Genomic DNA, 19840 nt, shown 5'->3' on the forward strand with positions numbered 1-19840 from the left:
ATCAGGCCTGCAACGCAGCATCGAGTTCGGCAGGCGTACCGATCGCCTTCGCCTCGATGGACTTGTCGATACGCTTGATAAGGCCAGCGAGCACCTTGCCCGGGCCGCACTCGAGCGCCTGGGTGATGCCGTCGGCAGCGAGCACTTGCACGCATTCCGTCCAGCGGACCGGCAGGTAGAGCTGACGCTGCAAGGCACCACGAATCGCATCCACCGAGTCGTGCACCTTGGCGTCGGCATTCTGCACGACGGGAATCGTCGGCAGGTGCCAGGCGATGGCGGCCATGCGCTCACCGAGCGCGTCCGCGGCGTCACGCATCAACATGGAATGGGAGGGCACGGACACGGCCAGCTTCACGGCCTTCTTCACACCGAGTTCGGCAAGGCGTGCGAGCGCGCGATCCACCGCTTCGGCATGACCGGCGATAACCAACTGGCCGGGCGAGTTGTAGTTGGCAGGCGCCACGACCTGGCCCTGCGCAACCTCTTCGCAGACCTGGGCGATCTGTGCATCGTCACCGCCGAGGATCGCGGCCATGGCGCCGACGCCAGGAGGCACGGCCGCCTGCATGAGGCGCCCACGCTCGGCAACCAGTCCGGCGGCATCCTTCAGCGACAGGGCGCCCGCAGCGACCAGCGCGCTGTATTCGCCAAGGCTATGGCCCGACAACCGGGCCGGCACGCGACCGCCCTGCTTCGTCCACACGCGCCAAACGGCTACGCTCGCCGCCAAAAGGGCGGGCTGCGTGTTTTCCGTGCTGTTGAGCTTTTCCTCGGGCCCGTTCTGGCTGATGTCCCACAGATCGATACCCGCCCCTTCCGAGGCTTCGTCGAAGGTAGCGCGCACCTCCGAATGGACGGCAGCCAATTCGGCGAGCATCCCGACGGACTGCGAACCCTGACCGGGAAAAACGAAGGCAAGCGAAGCGCTGGTTGAGGTCATGCGTGGCGATTCCGGTACTTCAAACCGCGCATGGTGCCAGCAAGCCGGGGGCTAATGCACCATTCGCAGGCGTGTGGTGCCGGTGATCTGGGTGATGCCGGTAGTGCCGTTAGTGCCGAGGCGCCGGTGGCGCCGGTGGTGCCGGTGGCCGGTGGCCGGTGGTGCCGGTGGTGCCGAGGTGCCGAGGTGGGAGCCAGCCTGCTGGCGATGGGTGCTTGCCGCGAGCACCCATCGCCAGCAGGCTGGCTCCCACCTGACAAGGCAATCAGTAGCGCGGCGGAGCAACTGTGGGAGCCGCTATAGCGGCGAGGGGACTTTACCTCGCCGCTTCACTGCTCCGTGGGCTTCTCGCCGCTATAGCGGCTCCCACACATTTTTATTAATTAGTAGCGCAGCAGCGCCGAGGCCCAGGTAAAACCGCCGCCGAAGGCTTCCAGCAACAGGTTCTGCCCGCGCTGGACCTTGCCCGAACGCACGGCATAGTCGAGCGCCAGCGGCACCGAGCCGGACGAGGTATTGGCGTGCTTGTCCACCGTGACGATGACCCGATCCATCGACATGTTCAGCCGCTTGGCCGTTGCCTCGATGATGCGCAGGTTCGCCTGATGCGGAATCAGCCAGTCGATCTGGTCTTCCGTCATGCCGGCGTCCTCGAGCGTCTCGCCCACCAGCGCGTCGAGCGTCTTCACCGCGACCTTGAATACTTCGCGGCCAAGCATGCTGATGCGCACGCCGTGGTTGGGGGCGTCGGAGAAGCCCACCGACACACCCACCGGATTGAACAACAGATGCTTGAAGCCGCCATCGGCGCGCATGCGCGTGGTGTAGATGCCGGGTTCGTCGGAGGCTTCGAGCACGACGGCACCGGCGCCGTCGCCAAACAGCACGCAGCTCTCGCGCTCGGTCCAGTCGACCATGCGCGTGAGCGTCTCGGCACCGATCACCAGCGCCTTCTTCGACTGTCCGCTGCGCATGAACGCGTTGGCGACGCCGAGCGCGTAGACGAAGCCCGAGCAGGCGGCGTTGACGTCGAAGGCCGCGCAGCCGTTGGCACCCAGGCGGTGCTGCACGAGACAGGCGGTGGACGGAAAGATGAGATCGGGCGTGGTCGTGCCAAGCACGATGAGGTCGATGTCGGTCGCTTTGACACCCGCCGCTTCCAGCGCGCGCTGCGCAGCGAGAAACGCGAGATCGCCAGTGGTTTCACCTTCCGCCGCGATGTGGCGTTCGGTGATGCCCGTGCGGGTACGGATCCATTCGTCGCTGGTTTCGACGATCTTTTCGAGGTCGGCGTTCGTCAGCACTTTCTCGGGAAGCGCGCTGCCGGTGCCAATGATGCGGGCGTATTTCAGAACCGTATCCCCATGCTAGGGAGGATTCACCCGGACGGCGTGAACCGGCCCGGGGCCGTAATCATGGGAGGCCACAAACGCAAAGCGGCGCGTTACCGCGCCGCCTGCGTCGTGATCGTCCCTATGGGAGGGAGATCAGTCTTCGACTTCGACCGCACCGCGGGTGTCGATGACCTTCTTGCCACGGTAGAAGCCGTCCTTCGTCACGTGGTGACGCAGGTGGACTTCGCCGCTCGTCGGGTCGGTCGACAGCTGCACGGTCTTCAGCGCATCGTGCGAACGACGCATGCCGCGGGTGGACGGGGTCTTGCGGCTCTTGGCAACGGCCATGACAAATCTCCAGCGAAATTACTTTATGAGTCCGCGGAGTGCCGCGAACGGGTTTTCAGACTTTTCCTGCGAGGCGGTGTCTTCCTCGTCGGATCCTTTCACGTCGTCGGGCAACTCGTAGTCCGGATTGACCGGAACCAGGGGCAGCGCCAACAGCAGTTCATCCTCGATCGTCGCGACCGGATCGAGCTTGCCGTCCTGTTCGACCAGCAAGGCTTCGTACCCGGGAGGCAGCGACGCTTCTTCGCTTTCCTCGACGATCAATCCGAGACGGGCATCGACTTCCACCGGCATCTGGAAGGGTTCGAGCGAACGCTGGCAAATCAGCGTCAGGTCGGCCTTCGCGCGCACAGCGACATAGGCAATACCGAATTCGTCGCGACCGAAATCCAGAGCGTAGGTTACGTCACCTTCGGTGGACGCAATCACCTCGCCCAGGCGCGAGAACGCCGACACGGGGAGTTGACCCTGGAACGAACGCCGCGCACGAACCTCGCGCCAAGCGTCCACGGACGATGGCAATGTCACGGACATAATCGGGAAATGGTAGGCATCAACACCCTTGAAGTCAACCGGTTAGGCATGTGAAGGCACCGATGCGGTCATTTTGCGCGGGGCGCCGACTTTCGGGCAGACTCGCAGGCACAGGGCCGGGGTGCGGCGACCTGCCCACGACGGAGAAGAGGCCAGGTGTTTTCCTTTGCATATTATGGACTTGCCGCGGTGGCTTGCATAGCCGTCGTGTTGTGCGCGTGGCTGCTCCGCCACCAGCGGTCACGGCGACGCCACGGGGCGCTGCAGGATCTCATGGACAACGCCGATCGGCTCGAGACCGATCTCAAGGACTGCCGCGACCGCCTGCAGCGGGCCCACGCCGTCATGTCGGTCAGCCCAGACCTTCCCGCCACGGGCGAGGTGGAGGCCCAGCAGGCCGTCGATTCGGGATTGCGCGCCCTGCTCCAGCAACGGCTGTGGATTCGCGACCGCGCGCCGGATGCCAGTCAGCGTGAGCTGGATGAGGCAGTAAACGCCCTGGTCCGTGCGCGGCATCAGCTCGAACCCCGCTTGCGCGCGTTGGATGACGCCCAAGCCGCGCTGGATACCGCCGTACGCGAACACATCCACAAGGAATTCTGACCGTGTCACCGCAGGCCACCATCATTCTCGCTTCCACCTCGCATTACCGGGCCGCCCTGCTCCGCCGCCTGCTCGAGCACTTCGAACAGGCGGCGCCCGGCACCGACGAGTTCGCTATCGAGCGCGAGGCACCGGCTGTGCGGGCCGCGCGGCTTGCCGAAGCGAAGGCACGTGCGGTCGCGGCAACGCGACCCGGCGCCGTGGTGATCGGTTCCGACCAGGTCGCCGATCTCGAGGGCACGGTGCTCGACAAGCCCGTGACCGTACATGCGGCGCACAAGCAGCTCGCCGTCAGTTCCGGGCGCGAGGTGGTCTTCCATACCGCGGTCTGTGTGGTCGACCTGCGTGGCGACGCAACGACGCATGTGGACGAGACGCGGGTGCGCTTCCGCGAGCTTTCCACCGAAGACATCACGCGCTATGTGGAACGCGAACGCCCGCTGGACTGCGCGGGCAGCTTCAAGTGCGAAGGTCTCGGCATCGCGCTGTTCGAGCGGATCGACAACGAAGACCCGACGGCGTTGATCGGGCTCCCGCTCATCGCTACGGCCCGCCTGCTGCGCCAGGCGGGCGTCGTGCTGCCCTGAGCCTCAGCGCGCGCCTGCGTCGAGGGCCTGGATGGTGCGATAGGCGTTCGTCCAGACCACGCAATCATCCGGATTTCCCATCGGGCCACGATGGCTCCTGGCGGTTGCCTCGTAAAGTGCAAAACGACGACGCCCGTCGAAAGCCTCCACGCGCGCGAGCGGTTGGCTCACGCCCACGCGCGCGCAGACCGAACCCAGCCATGCCTTGACCTCACGCTCGCGCAGCGCGGTCTCGTCCACGACCAGCAGCACGCGTTGGCCTGCATGCGTCGTGAGCCCCGCTTCGTCGAGCCCCCACGCCGCGAGCTGCGCGGCGCGACCATGTTTCACATTCAAGGGACTGTCGAGCGAATACACCACGCGCGAACCACCGAGTTCGAAGCGCAGTTCCGCCGCGAGCATGAAGTTGTCGGCAACGAGGATATCCTCCGGTCCGGCTGCCATCCGTACCGCCGCCGCGCTTTCGCGCCAGCCCGTGAAGAGCGATGGGAAGGCCTTCAGGTCGCTGAGTACGGTCGCGCCGTGCGCGGATGCGGCGAGACCGAGATAGGCGAAGCCGGTGGCTAGGCCCACCCCGCCCAACGCGAAACCACCCATAACGATGCGCCGCCACGTACGTCCCGCACTGGGCAGCAGATGCGGCACGATCGCGCAGAGCAGCACGTAGCCTGGCAGCGGCCAGTGCGCGCGGAAACGGATGTCGTCGGCGAACAGCCCAAGCGCGAAATAGCCCACGACGAACGTGCCGGCGATGGCAGCCACTGCATCGAAGGGTGGCTGCGCCTTCTCGCGCCATGCGCGCCACAGCGCCCACAGCAGCACGACCCAGGCGATCGGCGTGCAGGCAATGGCCTGTTCGAGCGGCTGCACGAGCGCATCGGCATGAAACTGCCACGGATTGCGATCGACCAGTTGGAACGCCACGCCTGCGCCACCGGCGGAGACGTTGTAGAGCACGATCGGCAGCAAGCCGAGCGCAGCGATACCCATCGCCAGCCAGAGCCCCGGTCGACGCCATTGCAGACGCCCGCGAGGCATGACGAGCAGGAACACGAGGCCGGCCAGCATGGGCATCGCCGCGCGGTAATGCGTAGCCCACGCGATCGCGAGGCCCGTGCCCAGCAGCGCCCAATCGCACAGGCGATCGCGGTCCAGCGCCGCAAGCAGTCCCTGCGTGGCAAGCAGAATCGCGAAGGTCAGTGGCACGTCGGGCAGCGCCAGCACGCCGAGGCTGCCGACGAGCGGCAGGAGCGACGCGAACGTGGCCGCCTGCCAGCGTTCGACCTCGCCGCCGTAACGCCTGGCGATGGCACCGACTTGCCACGGGATCAGTGCACCGATGACCAGGAACGGCAGGCGCATGGCCAGCAGGCCGTGGCCGACGCAGCGCTCGGACAACGCGATCAGCCATGCGGTCAGCGGCGGCAGATCGCTATAGCCCCAGGCGGGCGAAAGGCTCTCCTGCCAATAGAACGCCTCGTCACCGAAAGGCGACAACGTGCGAGCTATCACGAGCTTGATCGCGAGGGACACGACGAACACGCCGAAGAAGACGCCTCGCCAGGATCGCGCAGGCACGGCTACACTCGAACGCTCACTCATCGGCAGGCCAGGGGGCAGGTGCATCGATCATGTCTGCGACGAATCCACTCCACGATGAAATGCTCCGGCATCGCCTCGATGCAGCGCTTGCCCAGGTCAACGGTGTGCTGCTGGGTAAGCCACGCCAGGTGAAACTGGCCTTTACCTGCCTCATCGCAGGCGGACACCTCCTACTGGAGGACGTACCGGGCGTCGGCAAGACCACCCTCGCCCACGCGCTGGCGGCCACTTTCGATCTCGAATTCCAGCGCATTCAGTTCACCAGTGACCTGCTGCCATCGGACATTATCGGGGTCAGCGTGTACGAGCGCGAGACCGGGGAGTTCCGCTTCCATCCCGGCCCGATCTTCACCAGCCTGCTTCTCGCCGACGAGATCAACCGCGCGACACCGAAGTCGCAAAGCGCCCTGCTCGAGGCCATGGCCGAAGGCCAGACCACGGTGGACGGGGTCACGCGCGCATTGCCCAAGCCGTTCTTCGTCGTCGCCACGCAGAACCCGCTGGATCTTGCGGGCACGTTTCCCCTGCCCGACTCGCAGCTCGATCGCTTCATGCTCCGGCTGAGCCTCGACTACCCCGATCCCGCGGCCGAACGCGCGCTGCTGACCGGCGAGGATCGCCGCGACATGATGGCGACGCTCACGCCTCGGCTCGACATTGCAGCCATCGACCAGTTGCATGCCGCGGCCCAGGCCGTTCGCACGAGCGGTGCCCTGCTCGACTATCTGCAAGCGCTGCTCGCCGCCAGCCGCAAGCACGGCGAGGTGCGCGTCGGCTTGTCGCCGCGCGCCGGCCTTGCGCTGCTCAGTGCATCGCGTGCGTGGGCCCTGCTCAGCGGTCGCGATTACGTCATTCCGGAAGACCTGCAAACGGTATTCGTTCCTGCGGCCGCGCATCGCCTGGTACCCGCACGCGGCAGCCAGCGCGAGGCGATCGCGCGGGCGATCCTTGCCGAGACGCCGGTGCCCTGATGCGGGCGCAGGCAACGCGGCTCATCGCCTGGGCGGAGCGGCGACTGCCTTCGTTGACGCGCCTGCGCCAGCGCGAACCGCTGCCGATCCATCTGCACCGGCGGCGCATCTATATCGTGCCGACCGGTTTCGGCGTGGGTTTCTCGGTGCTGTTGGCGGTCATGCTGGTGGGCTCGTTGAACTATGCGAACAACGCGGCCCTGATGCTCACCTGCCAGTTGGGTGCCGCCACGGCGGGCAGCATGCTCGTGGCGTTTCGCGTGCTCAACGGACTCACCATCGGCGGCCTGCGCGCCGGTACCGCGCGCGCTGGCGAACCGATCCACGTGGCGCTCGACGTCAGCGCCAGCCAGCGCGAGCGCATGGCGGTACGACTCGACGTCGGCGAGCGCGAGCATGTGTTCGTCGTTCCTGCTGGCGGCACCGTCACGGTGGAGTTCGATCTGCCTACCGACTTCCGCGGCTGGCTGCCCCTGCCGCGCATGCGTCTGCACAGCCGCTGGCCACTGGGTCTTTTCCGCGCATGGAGCTGGCTGCACCCGGACCGCGCCGTGCTCGTCTATCCGCGTCCCGAAGCCTTCGGGCCGGATCCGTTCGAACCGCAGGGGGATGCGGACCGCGGCCGCCCGCGCCCCGGCGACGAACTGGCCGCCCTGCGCGAATACCGCCCGGGCGATCCGCGCCGACAGATCGCCTGGAAGCTCAGCGCGCGTCATCACGGTCTGCTCGTAAAGGATCTGGAGCAACCGGCACCGCAGGAAGATTGGCGGCTCGATTGGGACGGCATGCATGGTCTGGACGACGAGTCGCGCATCGCGCGGCTCGCACGCTGGATCGATGAGGCGCGAGAGACCGGTCGCCGCTGGAGCCTCCGCTTGCCCGACGGGTATTTCGACGTGGCCCAAGGCGACGAGCACTATCACCGCTGCATGACCGCGTTGGCGGTACGCCCATGACCGGCGTTCGCCCGTCGTTGCGCGATCGTCCGGTTGAGGCCGTGCTGGCCCCCCGCACATTCGACCTGCTGTGCCTCACCATGGGTTTCGTACTGCTGGTGCATGCGAGCCATCTGCCCCTCTGGCTCACGGGTGCGCTGGCGGTCGTGCTAGCGGCACGCTGGCGCCAGCGCCGCCTCGGTCACCGCAAGCCGCCGCTCTGGATCAAGCTGCCGCTGGTCGGCTTGCTGCTCGGCGCGGTGATCGTCCAGAACGGCACGCTGTTCGGACGCGAGCCCGGCAGCGCATTCGCCGTTGGTCTGCTCGTGCTCAAGCTGCTAGAAAGCGAACATCGCCGCGATGCGCGGGTGGGTGTCGCCTTCGCCTGCTTCGCGCTCATGAGCGCATTGCTGTTCGATCAAGGCTTGGTCGCCAGCCTCTTCGTCAGCCTGGGTATCGTTCCCGCGCTGGCGACGCTGCGCTCTCTGGAAGCGGTCGATCCGCAGGCCACGTCGTGGAAGCGAGGCTTCGTGCCGATACTGCTGGCGCTGCTCGCGGCCGTGCCGTTGTCCTTGTTCGCGTTCCTGTTCATTCCTCGGCTGAGCACGCCGCTATGGGGCACGCCACAAAGCGGCCAGGCGATGACCGGGCTGTCGAACCGCCTCTCCCCCGGCACCATGCTCGACCTCATGACCGACGACACGCCGGCCATGCGTCTGACCTTCGACGGACCGCCGCCGCCGAACGAGGCACGTTATTTCCGCGCTTATACGATGCAGTGGTTCGATGGCGAAGGCTGGAGTCCCGGCTCGCGCAGCACCCGGCGCCCGCCATCGACCGCCGACTACGGCAAGCGCGTGAGCTACCAGGCGTCCTTGGAGCCCACGCACGACCGCGTGGTGCCCATGCTCGACCTGGCGACGATGGCGCCGAACGATACCGTGCTGCGGCCGGACCATACGGTACTGGCGAACAAGCGCATCGACGAGGTGATGACCTTCTCGGCACTGGCGGCCACCAGCTACCGTTTCGAGCCTACGCTCGACGACGGCGTGCGGCGCGACAATCTGCAATTGCCCATGGGCGTCGGCCTGCGCGCGCGCGCGCTCGCCGCGTCCTGGTCGCAACAACATGCCGGCGACCCGTCGGCCGTGATTCGCGCCGCGCTTTCGATGTTTCACGGCGACTTCTCCTACACCCTCGCCCCCGCGCCGCTCGGCCGCGACCGCATCGACGACTTCCTGTTCGGCACGCGCGAAGGTTATTGCGAGCACTACGCGTCCGCCTTCACGTTCCTCATGCGTGCGGCCGGCCTGCCCGCCCGTGTGGTTACCGGCTATCAGGGCGGCTACTGGAACACCACGGGCAAATACCTGCTGGTGCGACGCTCCGACGCGCATGCATGGTCAGAGGTATGGCTCGAAGGTCGCGGATGGGTACGTTTCGATCCCACCGCAGCGGTGCGGCCGGAGCGCGTGCACTTGGGCGCCAGCGCGGCCAATGCCGGACACGGCGGCGGCGACGGTCTGTTCGACATGCCCTGGCTGCGCAACCTGCGCGACCGCTGGGACGTGGTCAACCAATGGTGGAACCGCGGCGTTATCGGCTTCGATGCACTCCGTCAGCAAGGATTGCTGCAACCGTTCGGCATCGCCCATGCCGAGGTCACCGACCTGGCGCTGGTCTTTGCGATCGGTTGTGCCTTGCTGGTGGCGGGCGCATTGGCCTGGGCGCTGTTCCAGCGGCGCGAAGGCGACGCACTGGACGCATGGATGCGTCGTCTGCAACGGAAGCTGGCCCGGACGGGCGTGGTGCGGCGCAGCGGCGAAGGTCCGAAGCATTTCTTCGCCCGTGCCGCCCGCGCGCTGCCCGGACAAAGAAATGCCTTGGAAAGGTTGAGCGAGCTTTACTTGCGTTTGCGCTACGGGCATGACGAACCGCCGCCTGAACTCGTCACTGAATTCGGACGCGCAGTGAAGGAATTAAAGACGCGCGGCGTGGTCAAATGACGCATGGCTCCGGCCATGCCCGGTATCTCCAGGAGACGTGACATGTCGATGTACAAACCGCTGGCCATCGCCGCGGCGACCCTCGCACTAGGCGCCTGCGCCACCGTGCCTCAGCCGCTGCAGGGCCAGTTCAACGATGTATCCACGGCGGGCGCCCAGCAGGGCGGCGCGCCGGGCGCCAAGGTCCGCTGGGGCGGCGAGATCATCAAGACGGAGCCAGGTCCGCAGCAGACCTGCTTCTTCGTCTTGTCCGAACCGCTCGACAGCGAAGCACGGCCGACCGCCGGCAAGACCGAAAGCCAAGGCCGCTTCGTGGCCTGCCGTGACGGTTTCTACGATCCGGAGGTCTTTACCCGAGGTCGCGAAATCACCGTGACCGGCACCCTTCGCGGCGCCGTCACGCAGAAGGTCGGCGATTTCGACTATGCCTACCCGCGCGTGGAAGCGGACGTGGTCTACCTGTGGCCCAAGCGCGTACCGGTAAACCGCTACCCGCCAGGCTTCTACGACCCGTTCTGGGGCCCGGGCTGGGGTCCGTACGGTTACGGCCCGTGGGGCGACCCGTTCTGGTACCGCCCGCGCACGATCGTGGTGCCACGGCCCGTCTATCACGCGCCGCCCCCGCCCCGGGGCAAGTAAAGGAAATCCGGCACTTCGATGCTGGTGTTCTAACAAAAGCGCCCCTCGTTCGAGGGGCGCTTTTTTTTTGCTCACCGCTACATCGCTTCGTTGGCCTCTCGCCGCTATAGCGGTTCCCACAGGTCTGCGGCCCCTACCGTTGTAGGAGCCGCCATGGCGGCGAGGAAACACACCTCACAGCCACATGGTTTCGGCCTCACAATCAGCCCGGAGGCCAACTCATCTGGCGGCCAGCAAGAAGGTGTACATGGATGTGAAACACCGTCTGGCCGCCGTGATCGCGCGTGTTGATGACGGTGCGGTAACCGTCCTTTTCGAAGCCTTCGGCACGGGCATAAGCGGCAGCGGCGAGCAGCAATTTGCCGAGGAGTTCCGCGTCATCGGGAACGGCATCGTCCAGGGTGGCGATCGGTCGCTTCGGAATGAACAAAACATGCACCGGCGCCTGCGGATTCAGGTCGCGGAAACCCAGCACCTCGGTGTCTTCGTAGACCACATCGGCGGGAATCTCACGGCGGACGATCTTGGAAAAGATGGTGTCGGTCATCGGAGTCCTAGAGGGATTGGCGGCTGCCGAAGGCATGCGCCAGCGTGCCGCGGTCGACGAATTCCAGTTCTCCGCCCAGCGGCACGCCGTGCGCGAGGCGCGTAGCGCGGATGCCGGCGGCGCGGGCGAGCTGGCCGATGTAATGCGCGGTGGCTTCGCCTTCGACGGTGGGATTGGTGGCGATGATCATTTCTTCCACGTCACCCTCGCCCAGGCGTTCCGCCAGGAGCGGCAGGCCCAGTTCGTCGGGGCCCAGACCATCGAGCGGCGAGAGGCGGCCAAGCAGTACGAAGTAGTGGCCGCGGTATCCCGTAGCCTGTTCGATCGCGGCGAGATCCGACGGCGACTCCACGACGCAGAGCACGTGGCCGTCGCGGCTGGTGCTGGCGCAGAGGCTGCACACCGGCGTCTCGCTGAAGTTGCGGCAGCGGGTGCAGTTGCCCACGTCGCGCATGGCGGATTCCAGCGCGGAGGCCAGACGCAAGCCACCCTGCCGCTCTCGCTCGAGCAGATGGAAGGCCATGCGCTGGGCGCTCTTCGCACCGACGCCCGGCAGGCAGCGCAGGGCGTCGATCAGTTCGCCAAGAAGGCGGGAGCCGTTACTCATGGTGAGGGCGGCGTTCCGTCAGAACGGCATCTTGAAGCCAGGCGGCAGATTGAGCCCGGCGGTGACGCCGCCCAGCCGGCTACGGCTGAGTTCGGCGATCTTGTTGACGGCGTCGTTGATGGCGGCGGCGACGAGATCCTCGGCCATTTCCGGATCGTCCGCGAACGCCTGACGATCGATATGCACCGAACGCACTTCGTGCCCGCCGGACATGGTGACCGTGACCAGACCGCCACCGGCGCTGCCGGTAATTTCCGCCTTGGCGAGTTCTTCCTGCGCGCGCTTCATTTCGTCCTGCATGCGCTGCGCCTGCTGCATGAGCTGACCGATTTGACCTTTCACGTTCCTGGCTCCACGGGTTTGATCGATTGCGGGATGACGCGCGCGTCGAATTCGCGCTTGAGCGTCTGTACGAGCGGATCGGTCTCCATCGAGGCCTCCGCATGGGCTTGCGCATCGCTGAGCGCCTGCGCGCGACGTTCCGCTGGTGTGCCGAGATTGCCGCGATCGGCAACGAAGCGGAAACGCACGCGACGCCCGAGGGCGTGCGATACCTTTTCTTCCATCTGGCTGGTCAAGGGCTCCACGGCCAGATGCATGTGCGAGGGCGTGAGTGCGAGCACCATGCTCTCGCCGTCGATCTCACGCAGCGAGCAGTTCTGCGCCAGCTGCCCGATGGGGCCGCGCAGGTTCGCTCGCTCGACGATGTCGTGCCAATCGGGCAGGCCGTCGGCACCGATGGCGATGGGACGCTGCGGGGCGGGTGCCGGGGCCGGGGCGGGCGTCGGCGCAGCCACGGGCGCCGGTGCCGCTGGCGCAGGTGGTGCGCGAGGAGCCGGCGCAGCAGCGGGTACCGGCGGTGCCGGGCGGGCACGCGGCGCAGCGGATGGCGTCGGCGCGCTTTCACGCACGGCCGATGTGCCCTGCGCTGCATCCGCGGGACGGAACGCGTGCATGCGCAACAGCACCATCTCGAAGCCGATACGCGCATCAGGCGCCATGGGCAGTTCGCGGCGGCCGTTGGTGGCGATCTGGTAGTACAACTGCACGTCTTCGGGGCTCAAGCGTTCGGCGAGGGACGCGAGACCTTCGTCGCTTTCCTCGCCGCGATAACCCGGCACCAGTTGGAGCAACTGGACACGGTGCAACACGGTGGCGAGATCGTCTAGCACACCGGCAAAGTCGGGCGAGAACGAAGCGATGCGATCGGCTTCCGCCATGAGCGCCGCACCGTCGCCGGTCGCCAGTGCTTCAAGCACGCCGAGCACCTGCCCGCGCTCCACGCTACCAAGCATGGCGCGCACGTCGGCCGCGCGCAGCGTACCACCGCCATAGGCGATGGCCTGATCGAGCAGCGATAAGCCATCGCGCAGCGAGCCGTCGGCGCCGTGGGCAAGTTCACCGATGGCGTCGTCTTCGTACTCGATACCTTCGGCCGCGAGAATGTGCCGCATCTGCCCGGAGATCTGCTCGGGCAGCAGACGCTTCAGATTGAACTTGAGGCAACGCGAAAGCACCGTCACCGGCAGCTTCTGCGGGTCGGTGGTCGCGAGCAGGAATTTCACGTGCGGCGGCGGTTCTTCCAGCGTCTTCAGCAGCGCATTGAACGCCGGCTTGGAGAGCATATGCACCTCGTCGACGAGGTAGACCTTGAACCGCCCGCGCGATGGTGCGTACTGCGCGTTCTCGATCACTTCCCGCACGTCGTCCACACCGGTGTTGCTGGCCGCGTCGATCTCGAGCAGGTCGACGAAACGGCCGGCATCCACCGCCGTGCAGACCGCGCACTCGCCACACGGATCGGCCGATTCGCCACGCTCGCAATTGAGCGACTTGGCGAAGATGCGCGCGATGGTGGTCTTGCCGACGCCACGGGTACCAGTGAACAGATAGGCATGGTGCATGCGCCCGGAGTCGAGCGCATTGGTGAGCGCTCGAACCACGTGTTCCTGGCCCACGAGCTCTGCGAACTTGCGCGGGCGCCACTTGCGTGCGAGGACCTGATAGGACATGCGTTGTACCTTGGAACGGCCAGGAAACCCCGGCCCGTTATCGTAAGCGCCATGGCGCCCGCAAAGGTCGCCAAGGTGTCTGCGTCGCGCCGGGAAGAAGGGCTCTCTGTCCAAGAGATGCGGGCATCCAGGCGGCCCTTCCAGAGGTCACCCCATCATTCGTCGCTGAGGGCCGGGTCTGTCCGCCGATTGTGCCAAGGAGCGAAGGGTCGCGAAAGCACGCCCCGAAAAGGCGATGACCCTGCCAGCCACACCCCGGCACCCGAATCGTCCGCTACCGTTGCTTCCTTCCGGACCTGGCGGAGTTTACGGACTATCGTCGCGGGGGGACCGACAGGGTCACCATAAAACGTTGTTTACTGCTCGCTTCGCATCGCGAAAAGCAGGTTACCTAACTTGTTCACGCCGGGCGGGATTGCTCGGGCTTTCCTGCCCTCGCCCCTCCGGGGTCGGCCTGCGGCCGACCGAATTTGTTCCATACAAATTCGTCGAACCGCGCGGGTTCAAATCCCGCCCCCACGTCGAGGCTTCGTTAAACGGAGCCGCAGCGTCGGGATGACCACAATCTTGCAACTGGCGGAGAGGGCGGGATTCGAACCCGCGATACGCTATTAACGTATACACACTTTCCAGGCGTGCTCCTTAAACCACTCGGACACCTCTCCGCACTGGTACTTCCTCTTCCCCGGCATCCTGTCCGGCAAAGAAGCGGAAGGATAACGGGACGGGCGAGGTGAAACAAGCGTCGCGACTGGCGCGAGACCGGCTTCGTCAGCCGGCGGTGGGCCGCGGAGGCTTCGGTTCCGGCAGTGCGACGCGGTCTCCCGGGCGCGCGATACGGTAACCACGCGCGACCAGTGCCTCACCGTCCTCGGCGCTGCCGTAGTGGTAAAGCGTCATGCGTTCGCGCAGCCCGGCCGGGTATTCGCGTTCCAGGTCGTCCACGCCGGTATGCGACGGATTGCCGATCAGCCCGCAATCGTGCGCGATCTGCTCCCCGTTGACGGCATGCAGGGCCAGCGCCTCGGGCACGGGACGCGTGTCGCCGGTGAAGACGAAGCTGCCGCGCAAGGCGAGACCATAGGACGTGCCCTGCACGTGGTGCCGCGTGGGAAACACGTCGAACCAGAGGTCTTCATGCCAGAAACCGCGCGTGCACGGCACGAGCCGGAACGCCTCCCAGTAATTGACGCCGCCTTCGGCGAGCGCGCCGGGATAGTCCGCCACCCTGCCCTGTAACCACGGCAGCAGTCCCGCGTGCAAAAAGACCTTGGTGCGCCCACGCAGTGCGTCGTCGAACCACAGCCGGAAGAACAGCCGCTCCATGCCGGCGACGTGATCCATGTGCGTATGCGTGATGTACAGCGCGGAGGGTGGCGCACCGTAGGTGTCTGTGTATCGATCGAGGGTATCGGGGCCGCAGTCCACCAGCAGCAGCGGGCACCCGTCGCGCTCCAGCACCACGGCGGAGGAACCCAGCGCCACGGCATGCGCGGCACCGGTGCCGAGGAAACGCAGATCCCAGCTCATGCGTGCAGGCTCCGTTCGTACTGCTCCATCAGGGCCGGCCACCACTCCGCATCGAAGGTGTCGCCAGCGGCATCGCGTGCGCCGAGCTTTATCAGCGAACGCTTCAGGCGAGCCAGATTCGCCTGGCGCCAGCGCGCCGCGGGCGTGCGCAGCCGACCACGATCGAAATCGATCAGGTACAGACCGCTATCGTTGACCAGCACGTTATGCGCGTTGAGATCGGCATGCCACGCGCCTTCACGGTGAAAGCGCGCCACCAGCTCGCCCACCCGCCGCGCGAGTACCGCATTGAACGCGCCATCGGCCAGGCGCTCGGCCAGCGTGGCGGCGCTGGGAATGCGCGCGGTGATGAGATCGGCCGAATAGCGCAGGCCATGGCGCACGAAGCGCGACGCCAGGGGTGCCGGCACGGGCAAGCCGCGCCGGCACAGCTCGGCCAGCAGGCGGAATTCACGTGCGCTGCGGGTACGCCGCGCGCCCGTGAAGAGATAACGGTCGCCCAGCAGGCGCGCGACCATGCCGCCGCGGCGATAATGGCGAAGCACGGCCTCGCCGGCCGGCGTGTCGATGATCGCCACGCCGCCGCGACCGCCCGGCTGCGAGCGCAAGGCATCGCGCTCGCGCCAGTACTGGGGCAAGAACCAATTGGCGTCGACTTGAGGTACACGGGCCGCGTCGAACAGAATCGTTCCGCCCGCACCCTCCTCCACTCGTTGCTCTGTCATTTGCCGGCCGCCTTCCGCGGCCACCCATCCGGTAACCCGATCGTGCCCAGTCTAACAAGCCACCCCCTCCCGCCGGGAGATTCCAGCCTCTGCATCCTGCGCACTTCGGCTATCGGCGACGTGACCCATGTTGTTCCGCTTATCCGCACCTTGCAGGAAAAGGCGCCGGAAACGCGGCTCACTTGGATCGTCGGCAAGCTCGAACGCCGCCTCGTCGGCGACCTTCCCGGCGTGGAATTCGTGACCTTCGACAAGGCCGCGGGACGTGCAGGTATGAAGGCCGTGCGCGATGCGCTCGCGGGTCGCCGCTTCGATGCCCTACTGCATATGCAGGTGGCGCTGCGTTCGAACCTGCTGAGCCTCGCGGTCAAGGCGGATCGGCGGATCGGCTACGACAAGGCGCGCTCGAAGGATCTACACGGCCTGTTCGTCAACGAGCGCATCGAAGCGCGCAGCGGCGAGCACGTACTGGATGCGATGGCGAGCTTCATCGAACCGTTGGGCCTGAAACAGACGGCCGTACGCTGGAACATTCCCGTGCCTGACGAGGCGCACGCGTGGGCCGCGGAGCAATTGCAGGGCGAGACGCCGACCTTGCTGGTCAGCCCGATGTCGAGCCATACCGTGCGCAACTGGCGCGTGGAGCGCTACGCGGCCGTGATCGATCACGCGACGGCGCGCGGTATGCGCGTGGCGCTGGTCGGCGGTCCTTCCGAGGGCGAACGCGCCCTTGCCGACGCGATACTCGCGGCCGTACGCCAGAAGCCGATCGACCTGACCGGAAAGGACACGCTCAAGCGCTTCATGGCGTTGCTGGCGCGCAGCGCCATGATCCTCACGCCCGACTCCGGCCCGATGCACATGGCTAACGCGGCCGGCGTGAAGGTGCTGGGCCTGCATGCGGCGAGCAATCCGCACCGGTCCGGTCCATACTCCGACCGCCGCTGGTGTGTGGACAAATACGACGAAGCGGCCCGCAAGTTCCTCGGCAAGCCCGCGTCCGAGATTCCCTGGGGAACGAAGATCGAGAAGCCCGGCGTGATGGATCTGGTGCGGGTGGACGAGATGATCGAGCGCTTCGAAGCCTGCGCGGCGCACCTCGCCCTTCACCTGGCCGGCTGACCGACAGCAGCACCGCCACCGCGGCGCCGCTGCCGACGATCAGGCCTGCGGCGCGCGGTAATCCTGGTACGACTTCTCTTCGACCAGCGTGGAGCCCAGTTTCAGGTTGATCTCGCGCTTGATCGCCGCGCGCTCGTCGTTCTCGAAGTACACCGAGCGCGCGAGTTGGATGAAGTCGTTATCGAATGCCTGTGCCTTTTCCTTCAGGCGGATGCGGTCCTCGATATCCCAAAGGCGCTTGTTCACCGCGAGCAGCCGCGCCGTCTCGTCGGCGATATCGGTTTCGGAGGCCTTGTCGTTCTTCCAGGTGGCATCGAGCAATTCGAGCTCGTTGCGCACGTTGGCAAGCTTGGCCTCATCCGTGATTTCCTGCAGCTTGATCTGGAGGATCGTCATCTTGTCGATGAGTTCGCCGTAAGAAACGGGGGTCTGAATGAGGCTCATGGTCGATCTCCGGTCGGTCAGGCGGCGGAGGTTACCAGCTTTGCCGTGCGGCTGGCGTCGCGCTAAGCCTCCAACGAAATCAGGCCGAACGCGTCCAGCAGCAAGACCATGTTGAGCCCCAGCACCACCAGGGCGGCTGCGACAGCAGCGATGCTCACCGCGGGGCGGTTGCGGAACGGGCCCATCAGTTCGCTCCGGCTGGTGAACCAGACCAGAGCGATCATCGGGAACGGCAACGCGATGCTCAGCGCCACCTGGCTCAGTACCAGGGCACGCGTAGCATCCACGCCCATCAGCACCACGGCAAAGCTCGGCAGCATCGTGACCGATCGGCGCAGCCACAGGGGGATGTGGAACTCGACGAAGCCCTGCATGATCATCTGCCCCGCCATCGTGCCGACCACGGAGCTGGAAAAGCCCGAGGCGATCAGCGAAACGAGGAAGATGGTCGCCGCGGCGCCGCCCAGCAACGGCACCAGGGTCTGGTAGGCCGTCTCGATCTTCGCCACATCCGGATGGCTTCCATGAAACGCACCGGCCGCCATGACGACCATCGCCAGGTTGATGAGGCCCGCTAAGGACAGCGCAAGAATCACCTCGAGGTTGGACAGGCGGATGATCCGCTGACGCTCGTCGCGGGTCTTCGGACGCGCTCGCCGCTCGGTCAGCCCCGAGTGCAGGAACAAGGCATGCGGCATGACCGTCGCACCGATGATGCCGACAGCGATCGCGATGGCGGCGCTATCCGGCAGACGGGGCACGAAGATCTGCTGACCGAGCGATGCCCAACCGACGGGCGCAATGAACAGCTCGGCGAGGTACGACAAACCCACCACGCCCACCAGCGCACCGATGGTGAGTTCGAGGCGTCGATAGCCTTTGCCTTCCAGCAGCAGCAAGGCGTACGTGACCACCGCGGTGATACCCATGCCGACCAGCAGCGGCATGTGAAAGAGCAGCGCGAGGCCGATCGCCCCACCAAGAAATTCCGCGAGGTCGGTCGCCATGGCCGCGAGTTCGCTCACCACCCACATCACGTAGACCAGCGGCCTGGGCAGATGGGCGCGGCATAGCTGGGCAAGGTTGAATCCGGTGACGATACCCAGCCGCGCAGACAGGCTCTGGAACAGCATCGCCACGAGGTTCGCGAGCACCACCACCCACAGCAAGGCGTACCCGTAGCGTGCGCCGGCCTGGATGTTCGTAGCGAAGTTGCCAGGGTCGATGTATGCCACCGATACGACCATGGCGGGCCCGGCGAACGGCAGCAAACCGGCGAAGCCACGGCGGCGCCCGTCGAGCACCTCGCGCATGACCGGTTCTTCGGGAAGCTCCGGCGAGACCTTCTGGAGCATGCTCACCACCCCGTGGCGGCGGGGATCGCGCCACTGTGAGTCACCATACTACAGATGCCCTACGTGGCTGGACGCACTTTTCCGAGGCTCTTCCGGCGGCAGCTCCGCGGGTGCGGCCTCGATCTTGACCGCGTGCTCGCTCGGGCGGATCGGCTTGCCGCGCGCTTCCGCCACGCCCCGGGTCAACTCCGCACCCAGGAGGACGATGATCGATGAGTAGTACGTCCATGTCAGCAGCACGATGAAGGCTCCCGCCGGACCGTACGCACCGCCGACGTTCGAGTATTGGATGTAAAGGCCGATGGCGTACTTGCCCGCCAGGAACAGCACCGTAGTAAGCACCGCACCGATGAGCGCCTCGCTCCAGTCGATCAGCGCGTCCGGTAGGACCTTGTACATGGCACCGAAGGCGGCGATGAACACCAGCACCGACACGACGTATTCGGCGACGCTCCAGACCGTCGCATCGTCGCGGAACAGTGCGTGGATGACCGCACTGACGACGAACGACACGATCAACATGAAGGCAATACCGCCCAGCAGCGCGAACGCCCTAGCGCGGGCACGCAGCCATGCGCCCACCGCCTCACCCGGCTTGGCCTTCACCCGCCACACGCGGTCGAGGGTGCCCTGCAACTGTGCGAATACTGCAGATGCACCGAAGAGCGTCACGCCAATGCCGATCACGCCGGCCAGATCGCCCAGCCGAGGATGCGACTTGGCGCTGGCGATCACGCCGTTCAGGGCCTCCGCAGCGCGGTCGCCCACGACACCCGCGAGCGCCTTGGACAGTTCGTCCTGCCAGGCCGGATGCAGCATCGAGACGACCCACACCAGCAGAAGCAGCAACGGCGCGAACGACAGCGCGGCGTAGAAGGACAGCGCCGCCGCGCGGGTCATCAGTTCGTCGTCGCTGAATCCGTCAACCGCCGATACGACCGTTTGCTTGACGGCACCAAAGGCCTTCTTCATTTCGTCTCTCCTCAAGTCCAC

The 19840-nt window shown here is 66.1% G+C and carries 21 protein-coding genes, 1 tRNA gene and 1 other RNA gene; 7 read left to right on the forward strand and 16 right to left on the reverse strand.

Going from position 1 to position 19840, the window contains the following annotated elements; genetic code table 11:
- Position 1 precedes the first annotated feature (1 nt).
- The 4 genes from fabD to BT115_RS04755 form a co-directional block, all read right to left on the reverse strand.
- Positions 2-943 carry an ACP S-malonyltransferase gene (gene fabD / locus BT115_RS04740; RefSeq protein WP_072321353.1) on the reverse strand — a complete coding sequence of 314 codons (942 nt, stop codon included), beginning with the start codon at positions 941-943 and terminating at the stop codon, positions 2-4.
- 383 nt (positions 944-1326) lie between these two features.
- Entirely contained in the window at positions 1327-2295 is a 969-nt protein-coding gene (locus BT115_RS04745) for a beta-ketoacyl-ACP synthase III (protein WP_072321354.1), read from the reverse strand.
- A gap of 135 nt (positions 2296-2430) precedes the next feature.
- Entirely contained in the window at positions 2431-2625 is a 195-nt protein-coding gene (gene rpmF, locus BT115_RS04750; protein ID WP_072321355.1) for a 50S ribosomal protein L32, read from the reverse strand.
- A gap of 18 nt (positions 2626-2643) precedes the next feature.
- Positions 2644-3159, reverse strand: a complete 516-nt coding sequence (locus BT115_RS04755; RefSeq protein WP_072321356.1) for a YceD family protein — start codon at positions 3157-3159, stop codon at positions 2644-2646.
- Positions 3160-3432: 273 nt separating this feature from the next.
- Here BT115_RS04755 and BT115_RS04760 point away from each other — a divergent pair, with 273 nt between their 5' ends.
- Both BT115_RS04760 and BT115_RS04765 read left to right on the forward strand, forming a co-directional pair.
- Positions 3433-3762: a hypothetical protein gene (locus BT115_RS04760; protein ID WP_255369355.1), complete on the forward strand. Its 330-nt coding sequence runs from the start codon at positions 3433-3435 to the stop codon at positions 3760-3762.
- 2 nt (positions 3763-3764) lie between these two features.
- On the forward strand, positions 3765-4349 hold the full coding sequence (locus tag BT115_RS04765) for a Maf family protein (protein WP_072321358.1): 585 nt from the start codon (positions 3765-3767) through the stop codon (positions 4347-4349).
- 3 nt (positions 4350-4352) lie between these two features.
- On the opposite strand, the gene BT115_RS04770 is transcribed toward BT115_RS04765, so the two are convergent.
- Positions 4353-5927 carry an ArnT family glycosyltransferase gene (locus BT115_RS04770; RefSeq protein WP_177257377.1) on the reverse strand — a complete coding sequence of 525 codons (1575 nt, stop codon included), beginning with the start codon at positions 5925-5927 and terminating at the stop codon, positions 4353-4355.
- Between the two features lie 83 nt (positions 5928-6010).
- Between BT115_RS04770 and BT115_RS04775 the strand changes: the two genes are divergently transcribed.
- Genes BT115_RS04775 through BT115_RS04790 form a run of 4 tightly spaced genes read left to right on the forward strand, consistent with a single transcriptional unit; the run spans position 6011 to position 10505 of the window.
- Entirely contained in the window at positions 6011-6922 is a 912-nt protein-coding gene (locus BT115_RS04775) for an AAA family ATPase (protein ID WP_255369384.1), read from the forward strand.
- The gene (locus BT115_RS04780; protein WP_072321361.1) at positions 6922-7878 is read left to right on the forward strand and encodes a DUF58 domain-containing protein; all 957 of its coding nucleotides are present in this window, start codon (positions 6922-6924) and stop codon (positions 7876-7878) included. The genes BT115_RS04775 and BT115_RS04780 overlap by 1 nt, the downstream gene beginning before the upstream one ends.
- Complete coding sequence (locus BT115_RS04785; RefSeq protein WP_072321362.1) at positions 7875-9866, forward strand: transglutaminase TgpA family protein; 1992 nt, start codon at positions 7875-7877, stop codon at positions 9864-9866. The genes BT115_RS04780 and BT115_RS04785 overlap by 4 nt, the downstream gene beginning before the upstream one ends.
- Before the next feature lie 42 nt (positions 9867-9908).
- Positions 9909-10505 carry a Slp family lipoprotein gene (locus tag BT115_RS04790; RefSeq protein WP_072321363.1) on the forward strand — a complete coding sequence of 199 codons (597 nt, stop codon included), beginning with the start codon at positions 9909-9911 and terminating at the stop codon, positions 10503-10505.
- Between the two features lie 202 nt (positions 10506-10707).
- Here BT115_RS04790 and BT115_RS04795 read toward each other — a convergent pair whose 3' ends face one another.
- From BT115_RS04795 to BT115_RS04830, 8 genes are all read right to left on the reverse strand, one after another.
- A complete protein-coding gene (locus BT115_RS04795; RefSeq protein WP_072321364.1) occupies positions 10708-11052 on the reverse strand; it encodes a histidine triad nucleotide-binding protein in 345 nt (114 codons plus the stop codon).
- A 7-nt stretch (positions 11053-11059) separates the two neighbouring features.
- Positions 11060-11659, reverse strand: a complete 600-nt coding sequence (gene recR, locus BT115_RS04800) for a recombination mediator RecR (RefSeq protein ID WP_072321365.1) — start codon at positions 11657-11659, stop codon at positions 11060-11062.
- Between the two features lie 18 nt (positions 11660-11677).
- On the reverse strand, positions 11678-12001 hold the full coding sequence (locus tag BT115_RS04805; RefSeq protein WP_072321366.1) for a YbaB/EbfC family nucleoid-associated protein: 324 nt from the start codon (positions 11999-12001) through the stop codon (positions 11678-11680).
- On the reverse strand, positions 11998-13671 hold the full coding sequence (dnaX, locus tag BT115_RS04810; RefSeq protein ID WP_072321367.1) for a DNA polymerase III subunit gamma/tau: 1674 nt from the start codon (positions 13669-13671) through the stop codon (positions 11998-12000). Before dnaX ends, BT115_RS04805 begins: the two co-directional genes overlap by 4 nt.
- Positions 13672-13910: 239 nt before the next feature.
- An RNA gene (ffs, locus tag BT115_RS04815) (signal recognition particle sRNA small type) lies at positions 13911-14007 on the reverse strand.
- A gap of 238 nt (positions 14008-14245) precedes the next feature.
- Positions 14246-14336 (reverse strand) — tRNA-Ser (locus BT115_RS04820).
- 106 nt (positions 14337-14442) lie between these two features.
- A complete protein-coding gene (locus BT115_RS04825; RefSeq protein ID WP_072321368.1) occupies positions 14443-15201 on the reverse strand; it encodes an MBL fold metallo-hydrolase in 759 nt (252 codons plus the stop codon).
- On the reverse strand, positions 15198-15926 hold the full coding sequence (locus tag BT115_RS04830) for a 3-deoxy-D-manno-octulosonic acid kinase (protein ID WP_072321369.1): 729 nt from the start codon (positions 15924-15926) through the stop codon (positions 15198-15200). Before BT115_RS04830 ends, BT115_RS04825 begins: the two co-directional genes overlap by 4 nt.
- A gap of 111 nt (positions 15927-16037) precedes the next feature.
- On the opposite strand from BT115_RS04830, the gene BT115_RS04835 reads away from it, so the two are divergent.
- The gene (locus tag BT115_RS04835; RefSeq protein ID WP_255369385.1) at positions 16038-17048 is read left to right on the forward strand and encodes a glycosyltransferase family 9 protein; all 1011 of its coding nucleotides are present in this window, start codon (positions 16038-16040) and stop codon (positions 17046-17048) included.
- Between the two features lie 39 nt (positions 17049-17087).
- Here the strand turns inward: BT115_RS04835 and BT115_RS04840 are convergent, their stop codons facing one another.
- From BT115_RS04840 to BT115_RS04850, 3 genes are all read right to left on the reverse strand, one after another.
- Positions 17088-17492: a DUF6165 family protein gene (locus BT115_RS04840; protein WP_072321370.1), complete on the reverse strand. Its 405-nt coding sequence runs from the start codon at positions 17490-17492 to the stop codon at positions 17088-17090.
- Positions 17493-17554: 62 nt separating this feature from the next.
- Positions 17555-18847, reverse strand: coding sequence for an Nramp family divalent metal transporter (locus BT115_RS04845; RefSeq protein WP_072321371.1), 1293 nt, complete (start codon positions 18845-18847; stop codon positions 17555-17557).
- Positions 18848-18895: 48 nt separating this feature from the next.
- Positions 18896-19819 carry a YihY/virulence factor BrkB family protein gene (locus BT115_RS04850; RefSeq protein WP_072321372.1) on the reverse strand — a complete coding sequence of 308 codons (924 nt, stop codon included), beginning with the start codon at positions 19817-19819 and terminating at the stop codon, positions 18896-18898.
- Between the last annotated feature and the right edge of the window lie 21 nt (positions 19820-19840).

The sequence above is a fragment of the Luteibacter sp. UNCMF366Tsu5.1 genome (genome assembly GCF_900119235.1).
Taxonomy (GTDB): domain Bacteria; phylum Pseudomonadota; class Gammaproteobacteria; order Xanthomonadales; family Rhodanobacteraceae; genus Luteibacter; species Luteibacter flocculans.

Bases quoted from the DNA above. Each gene is read 5' to 3' on its own strand.
- fabD (WP_072321353.1), bottom strand. From the start codon at position 943: ATGACCTCAACCAGCGCTTCGCTTGCCTTCGTTTTTCCCGGTCAGGGT.
- rpmF (WP_072321355.1), bottom strand. From the start codon at position 2,625: ATGGCCGTTGCCAAGAGCCGCAAGACCCCGTCCACCCGCGGCATGCGT.
- BT115_RS04755 (WP_072321356.1), bottom strand. From the start codon at position 3,159: ATGTCCGTGACATTGCCATCGTCCGTGGACGCTTGGCGCGAGGTTCGT.
- BT115_RS04760 (WP_255369355.1), top strand. From the start codon at position 3,433: ATGGACAACGCCGATCGGCTCGAGACCGATCTCAAGGACTGCCGCGAC.
- BT115_RS04775 (WP_255369384.1), top strand. From the start codon at position 6,011: ATGCTCCGGCATCGCCTCGATGCAGCGCTTGCCCAGGTCAACGGTGTG.
- BT115_RS04780 (WP_072321361.1), top strand. From the start codon at position 6,922: ATGCGGGCGCAGGCAACGCGGCTCATCGCCTGGGCGGAGCGGCGACTG.
- BT115_RS04785 (WP_072321362.1), top strand. From the start codon at position 7,875: ATGACCGGCGTTCGCCCGTCGTTGCGCGATCGTCCGGTTGAGGCCGTG.
- BT115_RS04790 (WP_072321363.1), top strand. From the start codon at position 9,909: ATGTCGATGTACAAACCGCTGGCCATCGCCGCGGCGACCCTCGCACTA.
- BT115_RS04795 (WP_072321364.1), bottom strand. From the start codon at position 11,052: ATGACCGACACCATCTTTTCCAAGATCGTCCGCCGTGAGATTCCCGCC.
- recR (WP_072321365.1), bottom strand. From the start codon at position 11,659: ATGAGTAACGGCTCCCGCCTTCTTGGCGAACTGATCGACGCCCTGCGC.
- dnaX (WP_072321367.1), bottom strand. From the start codon at position 13,671: ATGTCCTATCAGGTCCTCGCACGCAAGTGGCGCCCGCGCAAGTTCGCA.
- BT115_RS04825 (WP_072321368.1), bottom strand. From the start codon at position 15,201: ATGAGCTGGGATCTGCGTTTCCTCGGCACCGGTGCCGCGCATGCCGTG.
- BT115_RS04830 (WP_072321369.1), bottom strand. From the start codon at position 15,926: ATGACAGAGCAACGAGTGGAGGAGGGTGCGGGCGGAACGATTCTGTTC.
- BT115_RS04840 (WP_072321370.1), bottom strand. From the start codon at position 17,492: ATGAGCCTCATTCAGACCCCCGTTTCTTACGGCGAACTCATCGACAAG.
- BT115_RS04845 (WP_072321371.1), bottom strand. From the start codon at position 18,847: ATGCTCCAGAAGGTCTCGCCGGAGCTTCCCGAAGAACCGGTCATGCGC.
- BT115_RS04850 (WP_072321372.1), bottom strand. From the start codon at position 19,819: ATGAAGAAGGCCTTTGGTGCCGTCAAGCAAACGGTCGTATCGGCGGTT.